The 26,615-nt window shown below is 53.2% G+C and carries 1 protein-coding gene and 2 pseudogenes; all 3 read right to left on the bottom strand.

Going from position 1 to position 26,615, the window contains the following annotated elements; genetic code table 11:
• Positions 1–11 precede the first annotated feature (11 nt).
• On the bottom strand, positions 12–863 hold the full coding sequence (locus KDW_RS36490) for a thioesterase domain-containing protein (RefSeq protein WP_443092589.1): 852 nt from the start codon (positions 861–863) through the stop codon (positions 12–14).
• Positions 858–6,170 (bottom strand): annotated as a pseudogene (locus KDW_RS36485) (amino acid adenylation domain-containing protein); the annotation flags it as partial. The gene KDW_RS36490 and the pseudogene KDW_RS36485, both read right to left, overlap by 6 nt.
• Before the next feature lie 57 nt (positions 6,171–6,227).
• A pseudogene (locus KDW_RS36480) lies at positions 6,228–26,563 on the bottom strand (condensation domain-containing protein); the annotation flags it as partial.
• Positions 26,564–26,615: the final 52 nt, after the last annotated feature.

Raw genomic sequence — 26,615 nt, 5'->3', positions numbered from 1 at the left:
GCATAGGAAATTTACATCCGTTTTACATCATCCATATCCGCTTTAAGCTGCTCCGCCAGCAACTGAACCAGTGGCTCAGTCATGATGCTCTGGTGATTACCAGAGACCATTTGCAATACAAAGTCATCTGCCAGGCGCTGCCAGCGTGCTGGCGCGTACTTATAAGCCGCGCTGGGTTCAGCATCACCCAACATTTCACTGGCCCGGAAAAATGTGACTTTGCCAGGATACTTTTGTGGGATATAACCAGCCAGGGCCTGATTGTTACTTCTCTGAATACGCAACAGCCGTTCCGTCTGGGGTAATGCCACCTCGCTCAACGAGGTAGATAATCTGCTCCTATCTGTGAGCCGGACCTGCTCCAGCACATAGCTTAAACGTTCCTCCGGCATCAAACTTCGTAATGTATCGTCATGAATATCCAGGACGCTGCCAGCTTCGCGCACAATCCAATCAACCAGTTCTAGCACTTCCCGATCAATGTCCAGTGGCTCATCATTGCTGTCTGGCGCACCACTATCAATCAGGGCCAGCAAGGAAACCTCCTGGTCCAGTTGTCGCAGTTGCTGCGCCATTTCAAAGGCAATGACACCACCCAGTGACCAGCCACCAATCTGATATGGTCCCTCCGGCTGCAGGGCTCGCATCTCTTCAATATAGTGGGCAGCCATCTCTTCAATGGTCGTATGGGGCGTTTGTTCGCTATACAAACCAACTGCTTGCAGGCCGTACACCGGCTGATCCTGTCCCAGTTGATGCGCTAACGGCAGGTAGCTGAAGACGTTACCACCTGCTGGATGCACCAGGAACAACGGCCGCTTTGTACCAACTGGCTGAATGCTTACTAATGACGATGTGTTCATTGTTGTGTCCTGCTGACGCAAGACATCAGCTAATTGACCAATCGTGGGCTTTTGGAAAAGCAGAGCCAGGGCCAGATCTTGTTCAAACTCCTGCTGGATACGGTTCATTACGCGCACTGCCAGCAGTGAGTGACCACCCAGCATGAAGAAATTATCAGTAATCCCGATACCTGCAACATCCAGAATGTCTTCCCAGATATGGACCAGACGACTTTCAATGGCATCACGTGGCATGGCAAACTGCTTCTCCTGATCCGTCCGGGTGTGATCAGCGCTCGGCAAGGCACGGCGGTCCACTTTACCATTCACCGTCAATGGTATCTCTTCAAGGTCCACAAAAATTGCGGGTACCATATACTCTGGCAAGCGTGACTGCAAATAGGCACGTAACTCACTATTGGTTGGTTTTTCCTGTGTCACTGAAACCACGTAGGCAACTAACTGTTGCAGATCTTGATGATCCTGACGGACGATCACCACGCAGTCGCGCACCTGCGGATGTTGCATCAGTCTATTCGCTATTTCACCAGGCTCAATACGGAAACCTCGGAGTTTCACCTGCTGGTCTATACGTCCCAGATACTCAATCGTACCAGTCGCCAGGTAGCGGGCCAGATCTCCTGTGCGATAGAGCCGCGCACCAGGCTTGCCAAATGGATGTGGAATAAAACGGTCAGCAGTGAGCTCTGGACGCCGTAGATATCCCTGCGCCAGACCTTCACCTCCCAGATACAGTTCACCCGGCACGCCGACAGGAACTGGATGAAGGTGCTGATCAAGCAGATAGGCCTGCGTATTAGCAACCGGACGACCAATAGGCACAGATCCCACGTGCCCTCGTTCAATCAAGGCCCAGGTTGAATAGGTGGTGTCTTCGGTTGGACCATAGAGGTTGTAGATCTGCTCGATGTGCTCCAGGGTGTAAAGTTGCTGCACCACACTATCCTGCAGGGCTTCACCAGCCAGGTTAATGCACCTGACTGAGTCTGGAATACCTCCTGAACGATAGAGGGCGACAATGGCAGAAGGAACGGTGTTAATTAATGTCACTTGATTGGCTGCGGGCAATTCAAGCAGGTGCAGGGCATTTTGCGCCAGAATGACCTTTCCACCACAACTCAAGGGCACAAAGATCTCAAAAATTGAGAGGTCAAAACACATGGATGTCGATGCCAGGACGCCAGCTAACTGCTCTGATGAGAAGTGGTGTTTGGCCCACTGGACAAATGCTGTGGCACTATGATGCGCGATGCTGACACCTTTGGGGGTGCCGGTTGAGCCAGAGGTGTAAATGATGTAGGCCAGGTTGTGATCGGACATCTCGATGCTGAGATTGTCGGTCGGTTCACGATCTAGCGCCACCTCTGTATCAAGACAGATAATACGTCCCGCATACTCGGGCAGTTGTCCCAGCAGATGCTGCTGCGTCAATAACACGGATACCTGCGCATCTTCGAGCATAAAGGCCAGGCGCTCGATTGGATAGTTGGGATCGAGCGGGACGTAGGCCCCACCGGCTTTTACTATGCCCAGGATACCTGCAATCATATCGAAGGATCGGTCGACGCAGATCCCCACAAACAGACCAGGTTGCACACCGCATGTACGCAGATAGGACGCCACTTGATTGGCGCGAGCGTTTAATTCCTGATAGGTCATCTGGGTCTCGCCAGAGGTTAACGCTACCTTTTCGCCAGACAGAACCACCTGTTCCTCAAACATCTGCTGTAACGTCGTCATAGCGTGTTCGGGCTGCTGCTGAGGCGCATTCCATTCATGCACCAGCCGGTTCTGCTCGTCTGATGACATAAGCGGCAAGGACTCAATGCTGCGCTCTGCGTCAGTGGCGATGCCTTCTAACAATACCTGGAAATGTTCAAGCATACGCCCAATCGTCTCGGCTTCAAACAGATCGGTGCTATATTCCAGGGTCCCGTACAGGCCCTGCTCTGTTTCCATCATGGAAAGTGTCAGGTCGAATTTCGCTGTTTCACTCTCCAGGATCAGTGGCCGCAGGCTCAGATCCGTTAACTCGATGTCAACGTTGGGCGCGTTTTGTAGCACAAATACGACCTGGAAGAGTGGCGAACGACTCATGTCACGGACTGGCTGCAATGCTTCCACCAGGTATTCAAATGGCAGATCTTGATGCGCATAGGCTTTTAATGCGAAGGAGCGCACGCGCTGTAACAGGTCCCGGAACGTTGGTGTTCCTGATAGGTCAGTGCGTAGTACCAGGGTGTTCAGGAAGAAACCAAAGATGTTTTCGGTCTCGGTACGCGTGCGATTGGCGATTGGTGAGCCAATCACGATGTTATCCTGCCCGCTATAGCGATACAGCAGAACATTGAAAGCGGCGAGCAAGGTCATAAACATGGTTACACCTTCGCGCCGACTCAAGACTTGCAATCCTTCAGTGATGGTAACAGGCAGTAGCATCGCCTGCTTGGCCCCACGGAACGTTTGTACCGCTGGCCGTGGATGATCTGTTGGCAGTTCAATTATTCCAGGCGCTCCCTGCAGATGTTCTTTCCAGAAGGACAATTGCTTCTCTAGCATGTCTCCCTGGAGCCAGCCTCGCTGCCATACAGAGAAGTCCGCATATTGCAGTGGGACCGCTGGTAGCGGCCCTGGATCACCTTTGGAGAAGGCGGCATACAGGTGCGTCAACTCGCTTGTGAAGATACCCAGGGACCAGGCATCGGAAATCACGTGATGGATGGTGATCAATAATACATGCTCGTCCTCACTCAAACGCACCAATTTTGTGCGTAACAACGGACCAGTTTTCAAGTCAAATGGCTGCTGGGCCTCCTCATGGGCAAGGTTTTTTACCTTCGTCTCACGTTCCTCTTCCCGCAAATGCGACAGGTCTTGCAGTGGTAGGCTGATCACCGCCTCTGAAACAGGCACAATTACCTGGATCGGCTCGCCGTCGATGCTATCAAAGGTGGTGCGTAACGCTTCGTGACGAGCCACGATCTCGCACAAGCTTTGTTCTAAGGCATCTTTATGCAGTGCCCCCTTCAAGAGATACGCGGCTGGCGTATTGTAGAGCGCTGTCCCAGGCTCTAACTGCTCTAAGAACCATAAACGCTGTTGCGCAAATGAAAGTGGCAGGACACCATCACGCGCCACTGGCAACAATGGCGGGATCGCCAATCCTTCGCTATCCAGTTGCGCCTGAGCAATACGTTCTGCCAGCATCTTAATCGTAGGGGATTCAAACAGGACATGCAGTGGTAGCTCTACCTGCAATGCCTTACGCAACCGTGAAATCAACTGGGTTGCCAGCAGTGAATGACCTCCGAGCATCAGGAAGTTGTCGTGAATACCAACTTTCTCGACGCCCAACACTTGTGACCAGATCGCGGCGAGAATCTGCTCGGTCTCTGTACGTGGCGCAACATAGGCACTGGCTACGGTGAAACTGGCTTGATCAGGAGCAGGCAATGCATTGCGATTAATCTTACCATTTGGCGTCAGTGGCAGAGTTTCCAGCACGACAAACACTGATGGCACCATGTATTCTGGCACCCGCTCACTCACAAATTGCCGCAACTCTTCACCTGGCGTTACCGGTCTGGCACTGGAGGTGAAGTAGGCCACAATACGTTTGTCACCTGGCACATCCTCACGGACAATAACGACTGGATTCTGTATTGAGGCGTGCTGAGCCAGGACTGCTTCGATCTCGCCCAGTTCGATACGATGGCCACGCACCTTTACCTGGTGGTCCAGGCGACCCAGGAATTCAATTGAGCCATCTGGCAGATAACGGGCCAGGTCACCGGTGCGATAGAGGCGCGCACCCGCGATTGTGCTGAATGGATCGGGCATAAATTTGTCGATGGTCAGGTCCGCTCGATGCAGGTAGCCACGTACAACGCCTTCACCACCAATACATAGCTCGCCTGGAATACCTGCTGGCAAGAGATGCATGTGTTTATCCACAATATAGATCTGCGTGTTGGCAATTGGCTGGCCCAGGCTCACTTTCTGGCCCGGCTGCAATGCCTGGACCGATGACCAGATGGTGGTTTCGGTTGGGCCATACATATTATGCATCTTCGCTGGGAGCATACTATGCAATTGATCTGCAAAGACCTGTGGTAACGCCTCACCTCCGAGCAGTAACTTCTGTAATGTTCCCAGTGCTTCAGCAGACTCAGGATCAAGCATAAGCATGTTGACCAGCGATGGCGTCCCTTGCATATGCGTCACACCGTAACGCTTGATCTGCGCCGGTATCGTATAATCAGCACTGCTCTCTTCCTGCTCTTTATTACTTGCCTCCAGGACCAGGTGCAGTTTGTCCAGGCTCTGGAGGACTGCGTCAACGTCCACACCAAAGTCAATTAAACAGGCCAGTTCGTCGATGTCGATCGCTTTAAAGCGCTCAACCGCTGCGACACAGTTTTCAACTGTTCCGAACAGCGCACTGGTATGGAAATATCGATTGAAGGCATGCTCCAGCAGTGTGTCCATATCTTCTTTGGTGAAATCCTGGGCTTCCATGTCATAACCAATGGTCTTACCCAGGTCACGAATTAAGCTGAGCGAACCAGCCAGATAGCTGATAAATGGCTTATGCACCATTTCACGCACTTTCGCTTCGTTATCGTCAACAAAGGTATGCACCATGAGCGATACTTTACCCTTACCTGGATACCCTCCCTCACGCCAGGCCTGACGATAAATTCCTATCTTCATCTGGAGTTCTTCGACACTTTGACCAAGCAGGTGCGTCAAGAGATTCATGCCCATCGCACCCGCCTGACGGAACGTCTCTGGATTCCCTGCGGCCGTCATCCAGATTGGTAACTCTGCCTGGATCGGGCTTGGATAGATCTTTATGGCGGTCTCTTTGCCAACCGGATTGATATAAGAAACCGTTTCTCCACGCCAGAGCTTGCGAATGGTTTCAATTTCTCGCACCATAAAATCTTTACGGTCTTTATAGTTTTCAGGGGCCAGAATGAAGTCGTTGGCGTGCCAACCAGAGGCAAAGGAAAGACCAACGCGCCCTCTGGAAATGTTGTCAACGACGGCCCACTCTTCGGCGACCCGCACTGGATGGTGCAATGGCAAAACGACACTACCTGAACGAATACTGATATGTTTTGTGATCGCTGCAATGGCTGCACTGGTTACCGCCGGGTTGGGATAGAGTCCTCCAAAGGAGTGGAAATGGCGCTCCGGCGTCCAGACGGCTGAGAAGCCATGCTGATCGGCGAATTTCGCACCTTCAAGGAGGAGCCGATATTTATCCTCTCCCAGGACGCTTTCGTCGCTATTGGCGAAGTAGAACAGGCCGAAATCAATGTGCTTTTGCGCATATTTTCTCTTCCTGATCAACTCCGGATTCACGTCATGTTGCGTTTGAATGACGACCTGGAAGCCGCGTGTTAAGGTCCAGAAAAGTTCTAGTACTGAAATGTCGAATGAGATACTGGTGACGGCCAACCAGACACCTGACTCAGGCACACCAAGCGCTTTGTCCATGCCTGTGAAGAAATTCGCAACGTTCCGATGCTCAATCATGACTCCCTTTGGTTGGCCAGTTGAACCAGAGGTGTAGATCATATACATGAGGTTCTCAGGTGTTACGTTGCTCTGCAGATCCTCCACGCTTGCCCGTGCGAGCATACTCCAATCGCGATCCAGGCAGATGACCTGTGCATCCGTATCTGGCAGGCTCGTGAGTAAGTGTTCCTGCGTGAGCAATACGTCTAGTTGGGCGTCCTGCAGCATATAGGTAACGCGCTCGGCTGGATAGGTTGGATCAATGGGCACATAAGCTCCGCCTGCTTTCAGGATACCGAGCAATCCAACCATCATTTCTAGTGAGCGCTCTATATACAGCCCGACTCGTATATCCGGACCAATACCCAGGGATTGTAAATGCCGGGCCAGTTGATTGGCACGCCTGTTCAATTCTGCATAGGTCAGGCTTTCGGCTTCACAGGTCACTGCAATATCCTGCGCTTTTTGTTTGACTCTGGCTTCAAACAACTGATGCACACACAACTGTTCATAAGTGCTCTCGGTCGCGTTCCATTCAGTGACAATCTGGTGGTATTCGGCGTCTGTTACCAGCGGCAGGCTTACCAGTTGCGCTTCCGGATCCGCCACGACATAGCCAAGCAGGTTTACCAGGTGTTCGAGCATACGTTGGACAGTGGCTGCGCTAAAGCGCGTTCGATCATAGAGCAACTTGAAGATAAATTGTTGCCCCGGAATCGCATACAGCGTTAAGGGATAGTTGGTTTGCTCTTGCGAATGGGTCCCCAATATCTGCAAGCTGGCTTCACCTTCCTGGGCGTCCGCTGTTGTCACTGGATAGTTTTCAAAGACCAGCAGGCTTTCAAACAGGTTAACTCCACGCGGGACCTCACTCCATCCCAGCACTTGAGCCAGAGGACTGTATTCATACTGACGCATTTCCATCTGCTGCGTCTGGACAGTGTGGAGCCAGGTGAGTAAGGTCTCGCTATACTCAAGTTGGATACGCACTGGCAGGGTATTGATGAAGAGACCGACCATTGACTCAATCCCCTCAACATCCGTTGGCCGCCCGGAAACCGTGGCTCCAAAGAGGACATCGTCCTGACCACTATAGTGACTGAGCAGTAATGCCCAGGCTCCCTGAACAATAGTGTTGAGGGTCAGTTGATGGTGACGGGTCAGTTGTTGCAAGGCTTGATTCAGCTCGGGTGGCAGGACAACGATATGCTCTCCATAGCCATCTTCTTGCTCTGAAAGACTGGTAATGCTCTGGTCTCCACTTAATGGTGTCGGAGCTTCAAATCCTTGCAGGTTGCTGCGCCAGAAGCGCTCTGCCTCCTGTAAGTCTTGTTGCTGCAACCACTCGATATAGTTCTGATATGGACGGATATGGGCCAATTGGATATTTTGTCCGCGTGACAGCGCCTCGTAGTAGACGAAGACATCACTCAACACAATTGGCATACTCCAACCATCCAACAGAATATGATGGTAGCTCCAGACAAATTCGTACGTGTCATCCGCGATATGCAGGAGCGCAAAACGCATGAGTGGTACTTGCGACAGTTCAAATCCACGCGTGCGATCTTCCTGCCAGTAGGTCTTGAGCCGCTCCTGCTGCTCCTGCACGGATAGCTCACGCCAGTCTTGCACTTCAAATGGGAGGTCACAGGTGCGGTATACAATCTGTTGTGCCTCGTCTAAATCCTCCCAGATAAAGGCTGTACGCATAATTGCGTGCCGCTCAATAGTTCGCTGCCAGGCCTGCTTGAAGGCTGCCAGGTTTAAATCACCGTTGAAGGTGTAGCCGATCTGGATAATGTAATCACCGTTGCCAGGCGTATATAGATTGTGGAAAAGCAGTCCTTGCTGCAAGGGTGAAAGCGGATAGATAGCTTCAAGCATGCGCTTCTGAGCAGGAATGTGATCGATTTGCTCCTGTGTCAGGGTTGCCAGTGGGAAGTCTGATGGTGTGTAGCCACCAGCTTCTGGCGAGCTACAATGGGCAATCAGGTCGCGCAATGCTTGCAAGACACTCTTTGCCAGGGTAGCGATAGTCTCAGCTTGATGGTAATTCTGGCTATAGGTCCAATTTAAAATGAGTTGGCCATTGCTAATACTTCCGTTGACATCCAGCAGATGCTGGCGTAAGGCGTTGACGCTGGTCGTTAAACCACTTGCCTCCGCAGCCGGTGAGAAGAGGGTTTTCTCAGCAGAGGTTCCTTGATCAAATTGACCCAGGTAGTTGAAGCTGATCTGCGCCTCAGAGAGAGCGCTCAAGCGCGCGCTCAACTCTTCATCGTGGCTCATATACCGCAACAGTCCATAGGCCAGTCCATTCAAGGGGATGGTTCGCAGCTGCTCTTTGATCTTCTTCAAGGTATCAGCTGGCTGCTTGTTGGCTTCAACTTCCAGGATCAGCGGATAGATGCTGGTAAACCAGCCAATGGTGCGCGAGAGATCCATGGAGTCCAGAATATCTTCACGGCCATGTCCTTCAAGGTTCACCAGGAACGTACGTTTGCCCGTCCATTGTGCCAGTCCTTGCGCCAGCGCGGTCAGGAGGATGTCGTTGATCTGGGTATGATAGGCCAGAGGAACTTCATGCAGGAGTGCCCGGGTCTCTTCAACGCTCAATGACAGGACAATGTTGCTGGCTGAGGCCATGGTGTTCAGGCCAGTGTTGTGATCAACCGGTAAGGCCGCGGCTTTAAGATAGGCTGTATGCAACCAGTACTCGGCCGCTCTGGCCAGCTCGGTTGATTGTGCATATGCCTGGATGTTGTTTGACCACTGCTGGAATGAGCTGGTTTTGGCCAGCAGTTGTATCTGCTGGCCTTTGCTCCGCTGCTCATAGGCGTGTTGCACATCTTCCAGGAAGATACGCCAGGAAACGCCATCAAAGACCAGGTGATGAACCACGATGAGGAGACGGCCTGGTGCTTTCGTACCCAGGTCGAAGTACGCCATGCGCATCAGTGGTCCGGTTTCTAGATTCAGCTGGCTTTGTGTCTCAGTCGCTATCTGCTCAATCTGCTGCTGCTGTTTAGCCACTTCCAGCTGGCTAAGATCATGGATAGCGACTGGCACGTCGCCTGTGTCGCTAAACGGTGCGTTATATTGCTGCCAGCCATCGGCGGTGCGTGTATAACGCATGCGCAGGGCGTCGTGCTGCATGAGCAGATACTTGCATACATCTCGGAGCAGTTGAGGATCCAGCTGCTCATGCACTTTCAGGAGCACGGCCATGTTCCAGTGTTGTGGATCAGGCTGCTGCTGTTCAAAAAACCAGTGCTGGATGGGTGTTAATGCGACATCACCGCTGACGATGCCTTGCTCAGCCTCTATGGCAATTCGGGCGCTGACCTCCGTACCCACCCGCGCCAGCGCTGCAATCGTTGGATGCTGGAAGAGCAGCTTCGGTGTTATCTGGATACCTGCCTGCCTGGCTCTGGAAACGATCTGGATACTCAGGATCGAGTCACCACCGAGCATAAAGAAATTATCATTGATACCTACACGTTCCACCCCGAGCACTTGCTCCCAAATTTCGACCAGGTGACGCTCACTCTGGCTGTGCGCTGCCACATATGTTTCTGCATTCGTGTGCTGAGCTGCGTCTGGCGCAGGTAAGGCACGTCTATCTACCTTTCCATTCGCCCCCAGCGGAAGTTCCTGCATCTGCACAAAGAGCGCCGGCAGCATATAGTCTGGTACACGCTCCTGGAGGTAGGCACGCAAGTCTTTGCTCAAAAGCTCTGTTCCGCTGCTCGGGACAATATATGCGATCAGACGCCTGGTACCCAGTTCGTCTCGCGTCACAACTACGCTGGCCTTGATCTGTGGATGTTGATTGAGGACGCTTTCAATCTCCCCTAACTCAATCCGGAAACCACGTACTTTCACCTGCTGGTCAGCGCGTCCCACAAACTCGATCGAGCCATCCTCGCGATAACGCGCCAGGTCGCCTGTTCTGTACAAACGGCCACCAGGTTCGGTGCTAAAGATGTCTGGAATGAAACGTTCAGCGGTTAACTCTGGCTGGTTAAAATATCCACGCGCCAGGCCGTCTCCACCAGTATACAGCTCACCAACCACACCTACTGCGGCTGGACGCTGATAGGCATCCAGCAGATAGACAGTGGTGTTGGCGATGGGACGACCAATGGGCACGGATAGTTCGATCTGCTCGGTATCATTCATAGGATAGCAGCAAGTAAAGGTGGTGTTCTCGGTGGGTCCATAGCCATTGATTAAGGTATTGCCTGCACCCTGCGTTAGCACTTTTTTGACCTGACCTGAGGCCAGGACATCACCACCGGCCAGTAACTGCTTCACCCCACTGAGTGCCTCTAGCTGGCTCTCGGCCATCTGGTGGAAGAGGCCAGCGGTCAACCACAAGATACTTATCTGCTGCTCTTTGAGGACTGCCGCCAGGTCTTCCAGAGTTGGGGTCTGTGGTGGATACAGTACGAGACGAGCACCATTGAGCAATGCTCCCCAGATCTCTAACGTCGAGGCATCAAAGGAGATCGGTGCCAGTTGCAGGAATATGTCGTCGGACTGCATCTGCGCAAAGGTATTATTACGTACCAGGCGCACGATGCTGCGATGGGTCACGCCGACACCTTTTGGACGTCCGGTTGAGCCCGAGGTATACATCACATAGGCCAGATTTTGTGACGAGATGGCCTGCTCCAGGTTGTGTCCAGGCAACTGTCCAAGTTCTGTCTGCAGTTGATCCAGGCAGAGGATGGCCGTTTCACTCATTGGTAACTGCTCTCTCAAGCTTGTCTGCGTGATAATGAGTGGACATTGCCCATCATGTATCATGAAGTTGAGGCGCTCAGTCGGATAGGATGGATCCAGTGGGAGATAGGCTCCACCCGCTTTGAGAATTCCTAGAATACCAACTAACAGGTCGACAGAACGCTCCAGACACAATCCAACGAGTACTTCCGGTCCGATCCCCTGAGTGCGCAAGTAGGTTGCGAGCTGGTTAGCGCGATAATTCAGTTCTGCATATGAGACTGTTTTTTGCTCACAAATGAGGGCCGGAGCCTCCGGGGTGCTCTTGACTTGCTGCTCAAAAAGCTCTATCACACTGGCCTGACGTGGATACTCTCTCTGTGTCTCATTCCAGCGACGCGTCACCAGTTGCTCTTCGGCAGGGGTGAGAGGATAAAGGTCAGCTACCTTCTTAGCCGGTGTCTCCACGAAGTCGACCAGAAGTTGCTGCAAGTGTCCAAGCAAACGCTGTAAACGCTCCGTGGCAAAACGCTTCCGGTCAAACAATAGCTTGAGGGTCATTTGTTTGCCAGGCATCACAATGACGGTCAATGGATAGTTTGTTTGCTCTAATGAACGACTGCCGGTAACCTGCAGGCTGGCTTCGCCAGCTTCCGCGCTACTGCTGGCAATCGGGTAATTCTCAAACACAAACAGACTGTCAAACAGGGTTGTGCCACGCGGTATCTCGCTCCAACCTTGAATTTGTGCCAGTGGGCTATACTCGAATTGCAGCATCTCTACTTGCTGTCTGTGCAGGGTATGCAGCCAGGAGATGATATCCTGCTCTTGTTCCAGACGAATACGCACCGGCAAGGTATTGATGAAGAGGCCAGCCATTGACTCAATCCCTGCAACTTCGGCCGGACGTCCAGAGACCACCGCACCAAACAGGACGTCGGATTGACCACTATAATGGCTCATGACAATGGCCCATGCTCCCTGGACCACGGTATTTAAGGTGAGTTGCTGTTGCCGCGTCATGTGCTGCAACTTCTGCGAGATTTCCGGGGCGAGTTGTAACGCCAGCTCCTGGTAATCGTGTTCCTGGGTCTGGCTCCCATTTTCTAGACGCAGGTCGGTTGGCTCGGTAAATCCTGCCATCTGTTGACGCCAGAACATTTCTGCCTGCTGCTCGTCCTGTTGGGTAAACCAGCGAATATAATCCTGATAGGGACGTACACGCTCCAGTTGGAGCTCTAACCCTCGACAGGCCACTTCATAATGAATGAATACATCATTCAAGATAATGGGGACGCTCCAACCATCGAGCAGAACGTGGTGGTGGCTCCAGAGGAATTCGTATACATCATCGGCCAGACGGATCAGCGTCAGGCGCATTAATGGGGCCTCGGCAAGATCAAAACCACGCGCCCGGTCTTCACTCAGGAAGGCGGTAATCCGGGCCTCCTGTTCAAGCGTGGGATACTCACGCCAGTCATAGAGCATAAATGGCAATTCCACGCGCTCCTGCACAATCTGTTGCGGCTTATCGACATTTTCCCACAGCATCGCGGTACGCAGGATCGCATGGCGCTGCATAGTCTCTCGCCAGGCCTGTTTGAAGGACTCGACGTTGATGTTTTCTCTGAATGTATACCCGATCTGCACAATGTAATCACCATCTCCGGGCGCATAGAGAGAATGGAACAGGAGTCCTTGCTGTAAGGGTGAAAGTGGATAGATGGCTTCGATGCCACGGTTATGGCTTAAGACACCATCTAACTGCTTTTGTGTGAGCTTTGCCAGTGGGAAATCGGATGGTGTATAGCCACCGGCGTCCGCTGACTGACAGTGGACAATCAAGGTGCTCAAGCAGTGGATGAAATTTTTGGCCAGGGCCATAATGGTTTCATCCTGGTGGAGGTTCTGGCTGAATGTCCAGGTAATATGGAGTTGACCACCACCGATACTACAGTTAATGTCGAGGAGATGCGCACGATGTCCCAGGGAGCTTACAGGCGCACCACTGGACTCCACAGCCGGGCTAAAGAGTGATTCCTGGCCGAGAACCTGGTCAAATTGGCCCAGGTAGTTAAAGCTGATTTCAGCTTCTGGTAAGGCCCTCATGCTCTCACTGATCTGCTTGTCTGTAGTCAGATAGCGCAATATGCCATACCCAATGCCGCGCTGTGGTATCTGACGCAACTGCTCTTTGATTGCTTTTACTGCGTCTCCTGGTGAAGCTGTTTGCGCTACGTGTAGGAACACGGGATAGATGCTGGTAAACCAACCAACGGTGCGTGAGAGATCGCTATCCACGAAAATTTCTTCTCGGCCATGACCTTCCATATTGACCAGGACAGTTTGCTGGCCGGTCCATGCACTCAGGGCCTGCGCCAGTGCGGTCAGGAGGGTATCGTTGATTTGGGTATGATAGACCTGAGGGACTTCATGCAGCAGGGCTTGTGTCTCGGCCTCGGAGAGTGAGACGACAATTGTGCGCGCTGAGGCAACGCTATTGCTCCCATTCTCATGGTCTACTGGTATAGCTACTGGCGCATGTTCATGGTGTGCCAGCCAGCAGGAGTATTCTTTTTGCGCTTCAGCGGTCTGCGCATATGCCTGCAACCTGCGAGCCCAATCCAGGTAAGATGTCGTTTTGGCTGGCAGTTGTACTGTCTGCGCGTTCCTGCCTCTCTGTAGCTGGTTGTAAATACTTTCCAGGTCTTCCAGCAAGATACGCCAGGAGACGCCGTCAACCGCGAGATGGTGAATGACGAATAATAGACGTCCAGGCAGCTCGGCACCTGCATCGAAATAGACGATACGCAACAGGGGTCCGTGCTCAAGCTGCAAGCTGGCCTGCGCTTGATTGGCTTTCTGGTCAATGAATGCCTGGATCCCTGCCTGCTCGGTTTCTGTCAGCATAACGATGTCAAGCGGTACGTCCGTTGGAAGGTCCTCGTTGGTTTGTCGCCAGCCATCCTGCTCGGACATAAAACTGAGGCGTAGCGCATCATGGTGGGCCAGCAGGTGTCGAATGGTTTGTCGCAACAGATCAGGATCAAGTTGCTGCTGCACATTGAGGAGCACGGCCTGATTCCAATGCTGCAGCTCTGGTTGCTCTTGCGCAAAGAACCAGTGTTGAATTGGTGTTAATGGGAGTTCACCTGTGACTATTCCCTGCTCCGCAGTACTTTCATGCACGCTCTCCACAACGGCTGCCAGTTCCGCGATGGTTGGATGCTCAAAGAGCAATTTCGGCGTGACGTGGTAGCCTTTCTGGGTTGCGCGCGCGACAATTTGAATGCTCAGAATTGAGTCACCACCCAGGGCAAAAAAGTTATCATGGATGCTGATCTTCTTCACACCCAGAACGTGTTGCCAGATCTCAACCAGGCTCTCTTCGACCTGTGAACGGGCCATGACAAAATCTGGCGCGTCTCCCTGTGTTTGCTGGTCCGGAGCAGGTAGCGCTCGACGATTAATTTTGCCGTTTGAGGTCAATGGCATGCTCTCTAAGAAGACATAGGCGCTCGGCACCATATATTCTGGCAGGTGCTCCAGTAATCCACTGCGTACATCTTGCTGGGCCAGCATAACCTGTGGCTCCGCTACAATATAGGCAACCAGACGTTTACTTCCTGGGATATCTTCACGTACGATGACCTGGCATTCAAAGACTCCTGCCACGCGGTTGAGCACAGCTTCGATTTCTCCCAGTTCAATGCGGAAACCACGGATCTTGACTTGCTCGTCACTACGACCCAGGTATTCCAGGTCGCCATTAGCCTGGTAGCGGGCCAGGTCACCGGTACGATAGAGACGTGCATCTGCGGCTGTGCTGAATGGATCCCGAATAAAGCGTTCTGCGGTAAGTTCTGGACGCTGCAGATAACCACGAGCCACGCCTGCTCCGCCAACGTAAAGCTCGCCAGTCACTCCGATTGGTACCGGCTGCAGGTGGGTATCCAGCACGTAGAGGCTCAGATCTGGGAGCGCTCGACCAATCACGCTGCCACGGTTACGCTCGATATCTTCCCAGCTCAGCGGACGATAGGTGACATGCACGGTCGTTTCGGTGATACCATACATGTTCACCAGTTGCGGTTGCTGATCGCCAAAGCGCTCAAACCAGGGGCGTATACTCTGCAGTTCCAGCGCCTCTCCACCGAAGATCACATAGCGCAGGGCATTGTCTGCTGGCTGCTCAGACTTCAATGCGACTTGCTGCAATTGACGGAAGGCCGAGGGGGTCTGATTCAGGACAGTGACACGCTCGTTCAGGAGCAGTTCATAGAAATCCTGCGGCGAGCGACTCATCCAGAATGGTACCACAACTAATGTGCCGCCATACAGCAAGGCTCCCCACATTTCCCAGACAGAAAAGTCAAAGGCATAGGAATGGAACCATGTCCACACGTCGTTCTCGGTAAAGTGATACCAGTCCTGCGTTGAGGCAAAGAGGCGTAACACATGGCCGTGATTGACCATCACACCTTTGGGTTTGCCGGTCGAGCCTGAGGTGTAGATGATGTAGGCCAGATTCTCGCTCGTCTGCGTGACATCCACGATGTTTTCGCGGCTTTGCTGGCTGAGCTGTGCGTTATCGCTATCAAGGAAGGCCGTTGGACCGGTATATGCAGGCAACTGCTCCAAAAGATGCCTTTGCGTGAGTAGTACAGCAATGCCAGCATCCTCAAGCATAAAGGCCAGGCGCTCTTTTGGATAGGTTGGATCAAGGGGTACGTAAGCCCCACCGGCCTTGAGAATACCCAGTAGACCCACGACCATAGAGAGTGACCGTTCTACGGCCAGGCCAACCAGATCACCGGTATGCAGACCCAGCGAACGTAGATAATGCGCAACTTGATTCGCCCGGGCATTCAATTCAGCATAGGTCAGCGACTCCTGCTCATATTTGACGGCCGTTGCGCCTGGTGTCTGTGCCACCTGTTGCTCAAAGGTGTGTTGCAGCGTGGCCTGCTGTGGATAGACCTGCTCAACATGGTTCCACTCTGTGAGCAATTGCTGGCGTTCTGCGGCTGGCAGGTAGGGCAGTGTTGATACTGCCTGCTCAGGCCGGGCGACAATATGCTCAAGCAACGTTTGCAAGTGGCTGAATAAGCGCTCAATAGCGCTGGCCTCGAAACGCTCATGATCATATTGCATTCTCAGGGCAAGTTGCTGGCCAGGAAAAGCGATGAGGGTTAATGGATAACTGGTCTGCTCACGGGTCTGCATCGACTCTACCTGTAAGCTCGCTTCGGTCGCCTGGGTATTTTCACCGCTAATAGGATAATTTTCAAAGACCAGGATACTCTCGAAGAGTTGCATGCCACGCGGCACGTCACTCCAGCCCTGCACCTGGGCCAGTGGACTGTATTCGTACTGGCGCAATTCTATCTGGGCTTGTTGTAATTCCTGTAACCAGGCGAGGACCGCTTGCTGCTCAGGAATGTTCACGCGCACGGGCAAGGTATTAATGAAGAGTCCTACCATGGATTCGATGCCCTGTACTTCCGCAGGTCGCCCGGAGACCACGGCACCGAAAACTACATCCGACTGTCCACTATAGTGGCTGAGCAGCAGACCCCAGGCTCCCTGCATGATGGTGTTCAGCGTGAGCTGATGCTGACGAGCCAGTTGCTGAATAGCCCGGGTGCTTTCAAGACTGAAGTAGAAATCTCGTTCGCTATATTCAGGTACTCCCGCATGGGCTGTGCTGGCAGTACGCTCAATACCAAGTGGCGTGGTTTCAGTAAAACCTTGTAACTCCCGGCGCCAGAAAACTTCTGCCAGCTCCAGGTTTTGGCGATTTAACCAGCGAATATAGTCTTGATAGGGACGAATGTGCTCCAGTTGTACATTCTGCTTATGGCTCAATGCCTCGTAGATCACAAAGACTTCACGCAGCACGATTGGCATGCTCCAACCGTCCAGCAGGATGTGGTGATGGCTCCATAAAAATCGATAGGTGTCATCTGCCAGGCGGATAAGGATCAGACGCATCAGGGGGACGCTGGCCAGGTCAAAACCCTGGACACGATCCTCTTGCTCAAATGTCTCCCAACTCGTTCTCTGTTCTTCCTGGGAGAGATGACGCCAGTCATGCAGCATGAATGGTACATCAATATGCTCATAGACAACCTGCGCTGGCTCATCGACTCCCACCCACAACATGGCGGTTCTCAAGATATCATGCCGATCCATGATCTGTTGCCATGCCTGCTGAAATGCGTCAACCTGCAGGTCGCCTTTAAAGTCACAGACAATTTGAATGACATAATCTCCGCCTTCTGGCGCATACAGATTATGGAATAAGAGACCTTGTTGCAATGGGGAGAGCGGATAGATATCCTGGAGCTGATTCTTTTGGCTCTGTACGGCATCGATCTGCTCTTGTGTCAACGTGACCAATGGGAAATCGGATGGCGTGGATATACTACTCTCGATGGAGACACAGTGGGCGATCAGTGTGCGCAAGGCATCATTCACGCTATGCGCCAGTTGCAGGACGGTCTCGTCTGTGTGCCGATTCGCACTAAAGGTCCAGCTAAGCTGCAACTGACCTGCGCCGATACTGCCGTTAATGTCTAAGAGGTGCTGTCGTTTACCAGCCCCACTTACAGGCTGGCCGCTAAACTCTGGCGCAGCCGCAAAAAGGGCGGCCTCGGCCATGGTCTGATCGAACTGACCCAGGTAATTGAACCCGATTTCGGCTTCTGGGAGCGCACGCAAGCGCTCAGCCACATCTGGTGCCTGACACAGATAGCGCAGCAGACCATAGCTAAATCCATGCTGTGGCAACGCTCTCAGATGCTCTTTTATGGCTTTAATGGTTGCACCGGGATCGTCCGCTGACTCGGACTTAAGCAATAATGGATAGACACTGGTAAACCAGCCCACGGTCCGTGAGATGTCTATGTCATCCCAGATATCTTCACGACCATGCCCTTCCAGTTCGATCAAGAACTTCTGTGAGCCTACCCAACTGGAAATTCCCAGGGAGAGGGCCGCCAGCAAGAGATCATTGATCTGCGTGCGATAGGCCTTCGGGGCCGTATAGAGTAGCGCGTGCGTTTCTTCTGCTGTCAGAGAGACGACCACTGTCCGCGCAGAGGCGACTGTATTCTCACCAGTGCTAAAGTCAACGGGCAATTTCTGGATCGGCGCTTGCTCCAGCGACAACCAGTATGCAAGCTCTTGCTGTATCTCTGTTCCCTGTGCATATTCTTGTAAACGCCCGGCCCACTGCTGGAATGAGGTTGTCTTGGCTGGTAACTGCACTTCTTGCTGTTTCACCAGTTGTTCACAGGCTGCCTGGAGATCTTCCAGCAGGATACGCCAGGAGACACCATCAATTGCCAGGTGGTGAATGACAAATAATAGGCGGGCTTCTTTGGTCTCGCCACGATCAAAGTAGATGACCCGCAACAACGGACCCTCTTGCAGGTTCAGGCTGGCCTGGGCCTGGGCACAGGCGCTTTCAATGGCTTGCTTCTGCTCATCCTCGGAAAGCATGCTATAGTCGGCGACGGAGAAAGGGATGGCGTTATCCAGTGCGACATTGGTCTGCTGCCAGACGCCATTTTCCTGGCTATAGCGTAAACGCAGCGCATCATGCTGCTTGAGCAATACACCCACGGCTTCTTTGAGTAATTGTGGATCGAGTTGGGATTGTACTGAGAATAAAAGGGCCTGGTTCCAATGCTGCTGCTCGGGTAGTTGCTGCTCAAAGAACCAGCGCTGAATAGGGGTCAAGGGCACAGGGCCAGTTACTATGTCCTGTGTGGCCATCACCTGGGATGTACTATCCACAACTAATCCCAGTTCCGCAATGGTCGGATGCTCGAAAATCTGACGCGGTGTCAGTCGTAAACCCGCGATGGCAGCTCGCGAGACGATCTGGATACTCAGGATCGAGTCACCGCCCAGCGAGAAGAAGTTATCGTGAATACTTATTTCTTTGATTCCCAGGACCTGTCGCCAGATACCTGTGAGCACTGCTTCCAGTTCATTACGAGCCCCTACCAGCGCAACGCTTCCCAGACGCTCTTGCTCTGGCCGCGGCAGTGCCTGACGATCCAGTTTTCCATTCGGGGTAAGTGGCAAGCGCTCTAACTCAATAAAGAATGCGGGCACCATATATTCAGGGAGGCGCTCGGCTAAGAATTGGCGCAGTTCCTCAGGGTCTGGCGCTGCTGCCTGCTCCATTGGTACCAGATAGGCAACCAGGCGCTTCGAGCCCGAAGGTCCATCCTGCGCGATGACCACGCACTCATGGATCGCTGCATGCTGGAGAAGCGCATGCTCGATTTCGCCCAGTTCAATCCGATAACCACGTACCTTGACCTGATGGTCAATACGACTGAGAAACTCGATGTTTCCGTCCGCTAAATACTGAGCCAGGTCGCCGGTACGGTAGAGGCGCGCACCAGGCTCTGTACTGAATGGATCGACAATGAAGCGCTCGGCCGTAAGGTCCGCACGGTTCAAATACCCACGCGTAATGCCGACGCCGCCTATATATATTTCTCCCACGACCCCAACAGGCACAGGTTGCAGATATTGATCCAGGATGTAGCTCTGCATGTTCGGTATTGGACGCCCAATCGGTACCTGCTTCCGCGTCGCCTGTCCATTGGCTTGGAACACGGTTGACCAGACGGTCCCTTCGGTTGGACCATACTCGTTGTAGAAGAGGGTCTGTGGTAACATCTGCTGATGACGCCGGGGGAGCGCTCCTGGACAGGCTTCACCGGCGACGATCACTGTACGCAATGAGCCAATCTGGTCGCTCTGCGCTTGCTCCAGCAACAGGCTATAGAGGGAGGGCAGACTGAGCAGGTGCGAGATGTGGTACTGCTCGATCCATGCAAGCAATTGTGCAGGATCTTGCTGTGCTCCTTCCTGTGGAATAACGAGCATCCCTCCCTGACAGAGCGTCCAGAAGATTCCGGCCACGGAACTGTCAAAGGCAAATGGCGAGAGCAACAGGAAGGCTGTCACCGGCTCGGGATAATAGGTCATGCGTGCCTGCGTCGAGTGCACAAGGTTACGATGGCTGACCAGCACTCCCTTCGGCCTACCTGTAGACCCGGATGTATAGATGACGTAGGCCAGGTTATTGGCATCAAGGTCGTTTTCAGGATCGGCTTCGCTCTCACGCGCAATTGTTTCCCACTCGCGATCAAGCACGATCATTCTGCCCTGATACGCTGGCAGGCTTGCGACCAGGCGCTCCTGGGTTAATAAGAGTGAGACCTGCGAATCAGCTAACATATATGCCAGGCGTTCCTGCGGATATTTCGGGTCGAGTGGCACATAGGCGCCACCAGCCTTCAAAATTCCCAGGATGCCTACCAGCATGTCAATCGAGCGCTCAACGCTTAAACCAACCAGTGTATCAGGCTGCACTCCCTGCTGCTGTAAGTAGTGCGCGAGCTGATTGGCACGTGCGTTGAGTTCTGCATAGCTCATGCTCTGTCCGGCGTACATAACGGCTGACGCGTTGGGATCAGCACTGACCCAGGCAGCAAACTGGGTACAGATAGTACTGTCGTGCTCCTGCTCGGTTGCGGTCTGATTCCACTCTACGACCTGGGTCTGACGCTCAGCGCTGCTCAACAGGGTAAGGGCGGACAGTGGCTGGTCATGTGCCTGACTCATAGACACTAACACATGACGCATGTGTTCAAGCAAACGCTGCATAGCGGCTGCTTCAAACAGGCTTGTATCAAAAATGAAACGTAGCGCCAGTTGCTGACCAGGCAGCACGATAATGCTGAGTGGATAATTTGATTGCTCGACGGAACGTGACCCGACGATCTGCACATGGGCTTCGCTATCAGTTTCTACGCTCTCACTACTGATCGGATAATTTTCAAAGACCAGGAGACTCTCAAAGAGCGAAACTCCCCTGGGAACGTCACTCCAACCCTGGACCTGGGCCAATGGACTATATTCATATTGGCGCAGGATACTTTGCTGCTCTTGAATGGCTTTTAACCAGGCGGATACTGGCTCAGCGGGAGAGAGCTTGATGCGCACTGGTAGCGTGTTGATGAAGAGTCCAACCATCGACTCGATGCCAACGACTTCCGTTGGACGGCCTGAAAGTGTGGTACCAAAGACGATGTCGTTCTGACCGCTATAGTGGCTGAGCAATAATGACCAGGCTCCCTGGATCAGGGTATTGAGGGTAACCTGCTGCTGACGCGAGAAGCGTTGGAGCGCCTGTGTGGTCTCAACAGAGAGTTGCAGTTGTATTTCTGACTTCTCGGCTGGCGTTTGCGCATCTGGCAGGCTCTGCACGCGCTCAATTCCTAGCGGGGTCGGTGACTCAAAACCACTCAGCGTTTCACGCCAGAATGACTCGGCTTTACTCAGGTCCTGCTTTACAAACCATTGAATGTAGTCCTGGTAGGGACGTACATGCGCCAGTTGTGGTTTTATGCCATGTCGCAAGCCTTCATAATAGATGAAAACATCTTTGAGGATGACTGGCAAGCTCCAGCCGTCCAGCAAGATGTGATGATGCGTCCACACGAATTCATAGGTCTGCTCGGCAAGTTGGATTAACGAGAGTCGCATCAAAGGGGCTTCTTGCAGGTTAAAGCCCTGCTGGCGGTCCGCTTGCAGATAGACCTCAAGCCGTTCCTGTTGCTCGGATTGCGGGATCGTACGCCAGTCTTTCAATACAAAGGGAATCTGAGTGTTTTGATGGACGATTTGCTGTGGCTGATCCAGCCCTTCCCAGATAAAAGAGGTGCGCAGAATGGCATAGCGATTCACTACCTGCTGCCAGGCTTGCATAAAAGACTCAACCTGCATGGCTCCCTGAAAGGTACAGCCGATCTGGGTGACATATTCCGCGCCGGTCGGAGTGTAGAGCGCGTGGAAAAGCAGGCCTTGCTGCAAGGGTGATAGCGGGTAGACTGTTTCCAGGTCACGCATAGGATCTAGAAATGCCGTGATCTGTTGCTGCGTCAGATGTGCTAATGGGAAATCTGCCGGTGTATAACCACCAGCGCCGCTGGCTTTACAATGCTGGAGAATATCACGCAGGGCCTGCATGAAATCCTGTGCCACGGCGGTAATCGTCGCATCGGCGTGAAGGTTCTGGCTGTATGTCCAGTTGAAGATCAACTGACTTCCACTGACACTTCCATTGATATCAAGCAGGTGTTGACGTTTATCATCCTGATGGACCGGAGGGCCGCTGGATTCGGCGGCAACGGTAAAGAGGGCATCCCCACTCAAAGCTTGATCAAATTGTCCCAGATAATTGAAGAGGATCTCTCCTGTGGGTAATGATTGCATCTGGTCTGCAATCTCTTCATCATCACAGAGGTAGCGCAGCAAACCATAGCCAATACCACGCTGGGGAATGGCCCGCAGTTGTTCCTTGATGGTCTTGATCATTTCACCCACGTCATGTGCGGTTCCCAGATCCAGCAGTATTGGATACAGACTGGTAAACCAACCAACAGTTCGTGAGAGGTCGACACCTTCGAGGATGTCTTCGCGACCATGGCCCTCTATGTTAATGAGATGTGCTTTGTTACCACTCCATCTGGCCAGCGCGATAGCGAGCGCGGTCAGTAAGATGTCGTTCATCTGGGTGCGATACACGGCTGGCACTTCATGTAATAATGCCTGTGTCTCGTCTGCATTCAGCGCTACTACCACACTGCGCGCGGATGCGACGGTGTTAGGACCTTCATTGTCTACGGGCAGTGCATATTCCTGTTGATGCGCCTCATCAGCCCAATAGGCAACCTGTTCGCGCACTTCACGGGTCTGCGCGTAGTCGTTCAGGCTGTGTGCCCATTGCTGGAAGGAGAGTGTTTTGGCGGGTAGCTGCACAGCCTTGTTTGCCAGCAACTGCTCATAGGCGGTCTGTAAGTCTTCTAATAAGATACGCCAGGAGACGCCGTCGACCGCGAGATGGTGAATAACAAACAATAACCGTCCTGGTTGGTTGGCACCCGGGTTAAAATACACCACGCGTAACAAGGGGCCAGTAGTCAGATTGAGGCTGCTATGGGCTTCTTGTAATGTTGACGCCAGCTTCCTCTGCTGCTCATCAGGCGTGAGGGATGACACATCTATTATTTCAACCGGTGGACTACCCCCGACAGGCACACTCTTCTGTGACCAGTAGCCTTCTTCGTCTTTCACAAAACGCAGTCGGAGTGAGTCATGGTGGAGCAGCAAACGCTCAACGGCATCTACCAGGACTGAGCTTTGCAGCTGGTCGCGTACACTCAGCATCACTGCCTGATTCCAGTGTTCTGGATGGCTCAGTTCTTGCTCAAAGAACCACTGCTGAATGGGCGTCTGCAAGACACGGCCGATAACCATACCTTGCTCGGCCTTCACTGCCTCAATGGTACCAACAACGGTCGCAAGCTCGGCAATGGTTGGATGTTGGAAGAGCTGGCGCGGCGTCAAATAGAGTCCTGCTTGATTGGCCTGGGAAATTATTTTCAAGCTCAGGATAGAGTCACCGCCCAGGGAAAAGAAGTTGTCATGGATGCCGATCTGTGCATTGCCTAATGTTTCCTGCCAGATCTCAACCAGCGCTTCTTCCGTTGCATTCTGGGGGGCAGTATACGCCTGATCATAGTCCAGCGTGACTTCATCAGGAGCAGGTAATGCTTTCCGGTCGACCTTGCCATTTGGGGTTAAGGGCAGTTTCTCTAACGTCACAAAGACTGCTGGCACCATATATTCTGGCAGGTGCGCTTGCATAAAGCGACGCAGCTCGGCCGATTTTATGCTGGCGTTATCCGCTACGATGTAAGCGACTAAGCGCTTCACGCCTGGTTGGTCTTCACGAGCCAGCAGCACGGCCTCTTTCAGGCCTGGATAGCTCTGCAGTACGCTTTCGACTTCACCCAGTTCGATGCGGAAGCCACGGATTTTGACTTGCTGGTCCAGTCGATTCAGATAGATGAGGTTGCCGTCAGCTTGAGAGCGTACCAGGTCTCCGGTACGGTAGAGCCGGGCCGCTGGCTGCTGGCTGAAGGGATCCTTGATGAAGCGCTCGGCTGTGAGTTCGGCTCGATTGAGGTAGCCTCGCGCTAATCCGGCTCCACCCAGATAGAGTTCGCCAGCCACGCCGACTGGCACTGGCTGCTGGTGCTGGTCCAGCACATAGGCCTGCGTTCCTGGCAGCGGACGACCAATCGGGACCGCTCCGCTCTGCTGCGCTTCCATGTGCGCCCAGATTGAATAGGTGGTGTCTTCGGTCGGTCCATACAGATTGTTGACTCGCTGGATCTGCGGCAACTGGTAGAGTTGCTCGATCAGTGAGCGTTGCAATGGCTCTCCGGCTAGATTGACGGTGCGTACACTGCTGGGAACCTGTCCGGCTCGTACCAGTTCGTTCATCGCGGATGGCACGGTGTTGATCAGGGTCACTTCCTGAGCGGCTGCCAGCTGCGGCAATTGCAGGGCGTTTTCGGCCAGGATCACGCTACCACCACAGCTCAGCGGCACGAAGATCTCAAAGATCGAGAGGTCAAAGCAGACTGAGGTGGCGGCTAACACACCCTGTAACTCAGCAAGCGTAAAGCTCTGCTGGGCCCAGGAGAGGAAAGCCACAACGCTGCGATGCTCAATCGCCACGCCTTTGGGTTTGCCGGTCGAGCCCGAGGTGTAGATCACATAGGCCAGATCCTGCTGGGTGGTCGCGGTCTGCACCGGCTCCGAACGTTGTTGCGCGATCTCCTGCCAGTCACGGTCCAGGCAGATGATCCGGGCACGCTGCTCCGGCAAGCTCGCCACCAGACGCTCCTGGGTGAGCAGGAAAGGTGCCTGCGTGTCTTCCAGCGAGAAGGCCAGCCGTTCTTTAGGATAGGCAGGGTCCAGCGGCACATAGGCTCCCCGGCTTTGAGTACACCCAGCAGGCCCACGATCAGTTCCACCGAGCGTTCCATACACACGCCAACCAGCACATCGGGTCCGACGCCTTGCTGCTGCAAATAGTGAGCAAGCTGGTTGGCCCGTCTATCCAACTCCGCATAGCTGAGCCGCTCTTCGCCTGCAATCAGAGCGGTCGCGGTTGGCGTGCGAGTAACCTGCGCTGCCAGCAGGTCATGCACGCAGATATCCAGTGGTCCCTCAGCAGGAGTAGCGTTCCACTGTTCCAGGACAAGCTGCCGCTCCGCAGTAGAGAGCAGTGAGACGGCTGCCAGGGGTTGCTCAACGTTGCTGGCAATATTTTCCAGGATGTGCTGTAGATGCGTCAGCATGCGCTCGATGGTGTCTGGCGCAAAGTGGGCACTATCATACACAAGTTTGAGCATTACCTGATGGCCAGGAAAGGCAAAAATAGTCAGTGGATAGTTGGTTTGCTCAACCATGTTGACGGATTGAACTTCCAGGCTGGCCTCGCTGGCCTGACTCGAAGTACTGCTGGCAATCGGATAGTTCTCAAAGACCAGTAAACTCTCAAAGAGGGACGTGCCACGCGCCACGTCGCTCCAACCCTGTATCTGGGCCAGAGGACTATACTCGTATTGGCGCACCTCGGTCTGCAAGTTCTGGACGCTTTTTAGCCAGTCTAACACTGGCATCTGTGGCTCAATCTGGATGCGGAGCGGCAGCGAGTTGATGAAAAGTCCAACCATCGTTTCAACACCGGCGACTTCAGCAGGCCGGCCGGAGACCGTGATGCCAAAGACGATGTCGTCTTGTCCGCTATAATGGCTCAGGAGCAGCGCCCAGGCACTCTGCATAATTGAATTTAAGGTCAGCTTATGCTGACGAGCCAGTTGTTGGAGACGCTGCGTTGTTTCAGCCGTGAGCCGCACAACCTGCTCTTGCTGCCCGGCTTTTTCGGCTTCTCTGGCTGGCCGCTCTACTCCCACGGATACAGGCGCTTCAAAGCCACGCAACATCTGACGCCAGAAGGCTTCTGCTTTTTCCATATCCTGCTGTTTCACCCAGGATATATACTCACGGTATGGGCGCAGTGGCTTTAAGCTCACAGCTTCATTGCGACAGGCGGCCTCGTAGAAGAGGAAGAGATCGCCCAGCACGATCGGCATGCTCCAACCATCCATTAAAATATGGTGGTAGCTCCACACGATCTGATAGGTGTTATCTTCCAGGTGCAGACAGGCCAATCGCATCAGGGGTGCCTCGGAAAGATCAAAACCCAGCACACGGTCTGCTTGCAAATATGCTTCCAACTGCTCTTGCTGTTGCGCTGGTGCATAGGCACGCCAATCATACTGCATCATGTTCAAGGGCACATGATTATAGACCACCTGAAGTGGTTTCTCCACGTCATCCCACATAAATGAGGTACGGAGCGCAGCATGACGATCAAGGATCTGTTGAAAAGCTTGCTCTAACGCATTTCGATTGAGGTTGCCGCGCAACACAAAACTCATTTGCTCCACATACATTCCCTGACCAGGGGTATAAAGGCTATGGAACAACATGCCTTGCTGCATCGATGAAAGCGGAAATATATCTTGAATTGATGATGTTTGC

This window comes from Dictyobacter vulcani (assembly GCF_008974265.1).
GTDB lineage: Bacteria > Chloroflexota > Ktedonobacteria > Ktedonobacterales > Ktedonobacteraceae > Dictyobacter > Dictyobacter vulcani.
This window is presented reverse-complemented; position numbering and strand designations above follow the sequence as displayed.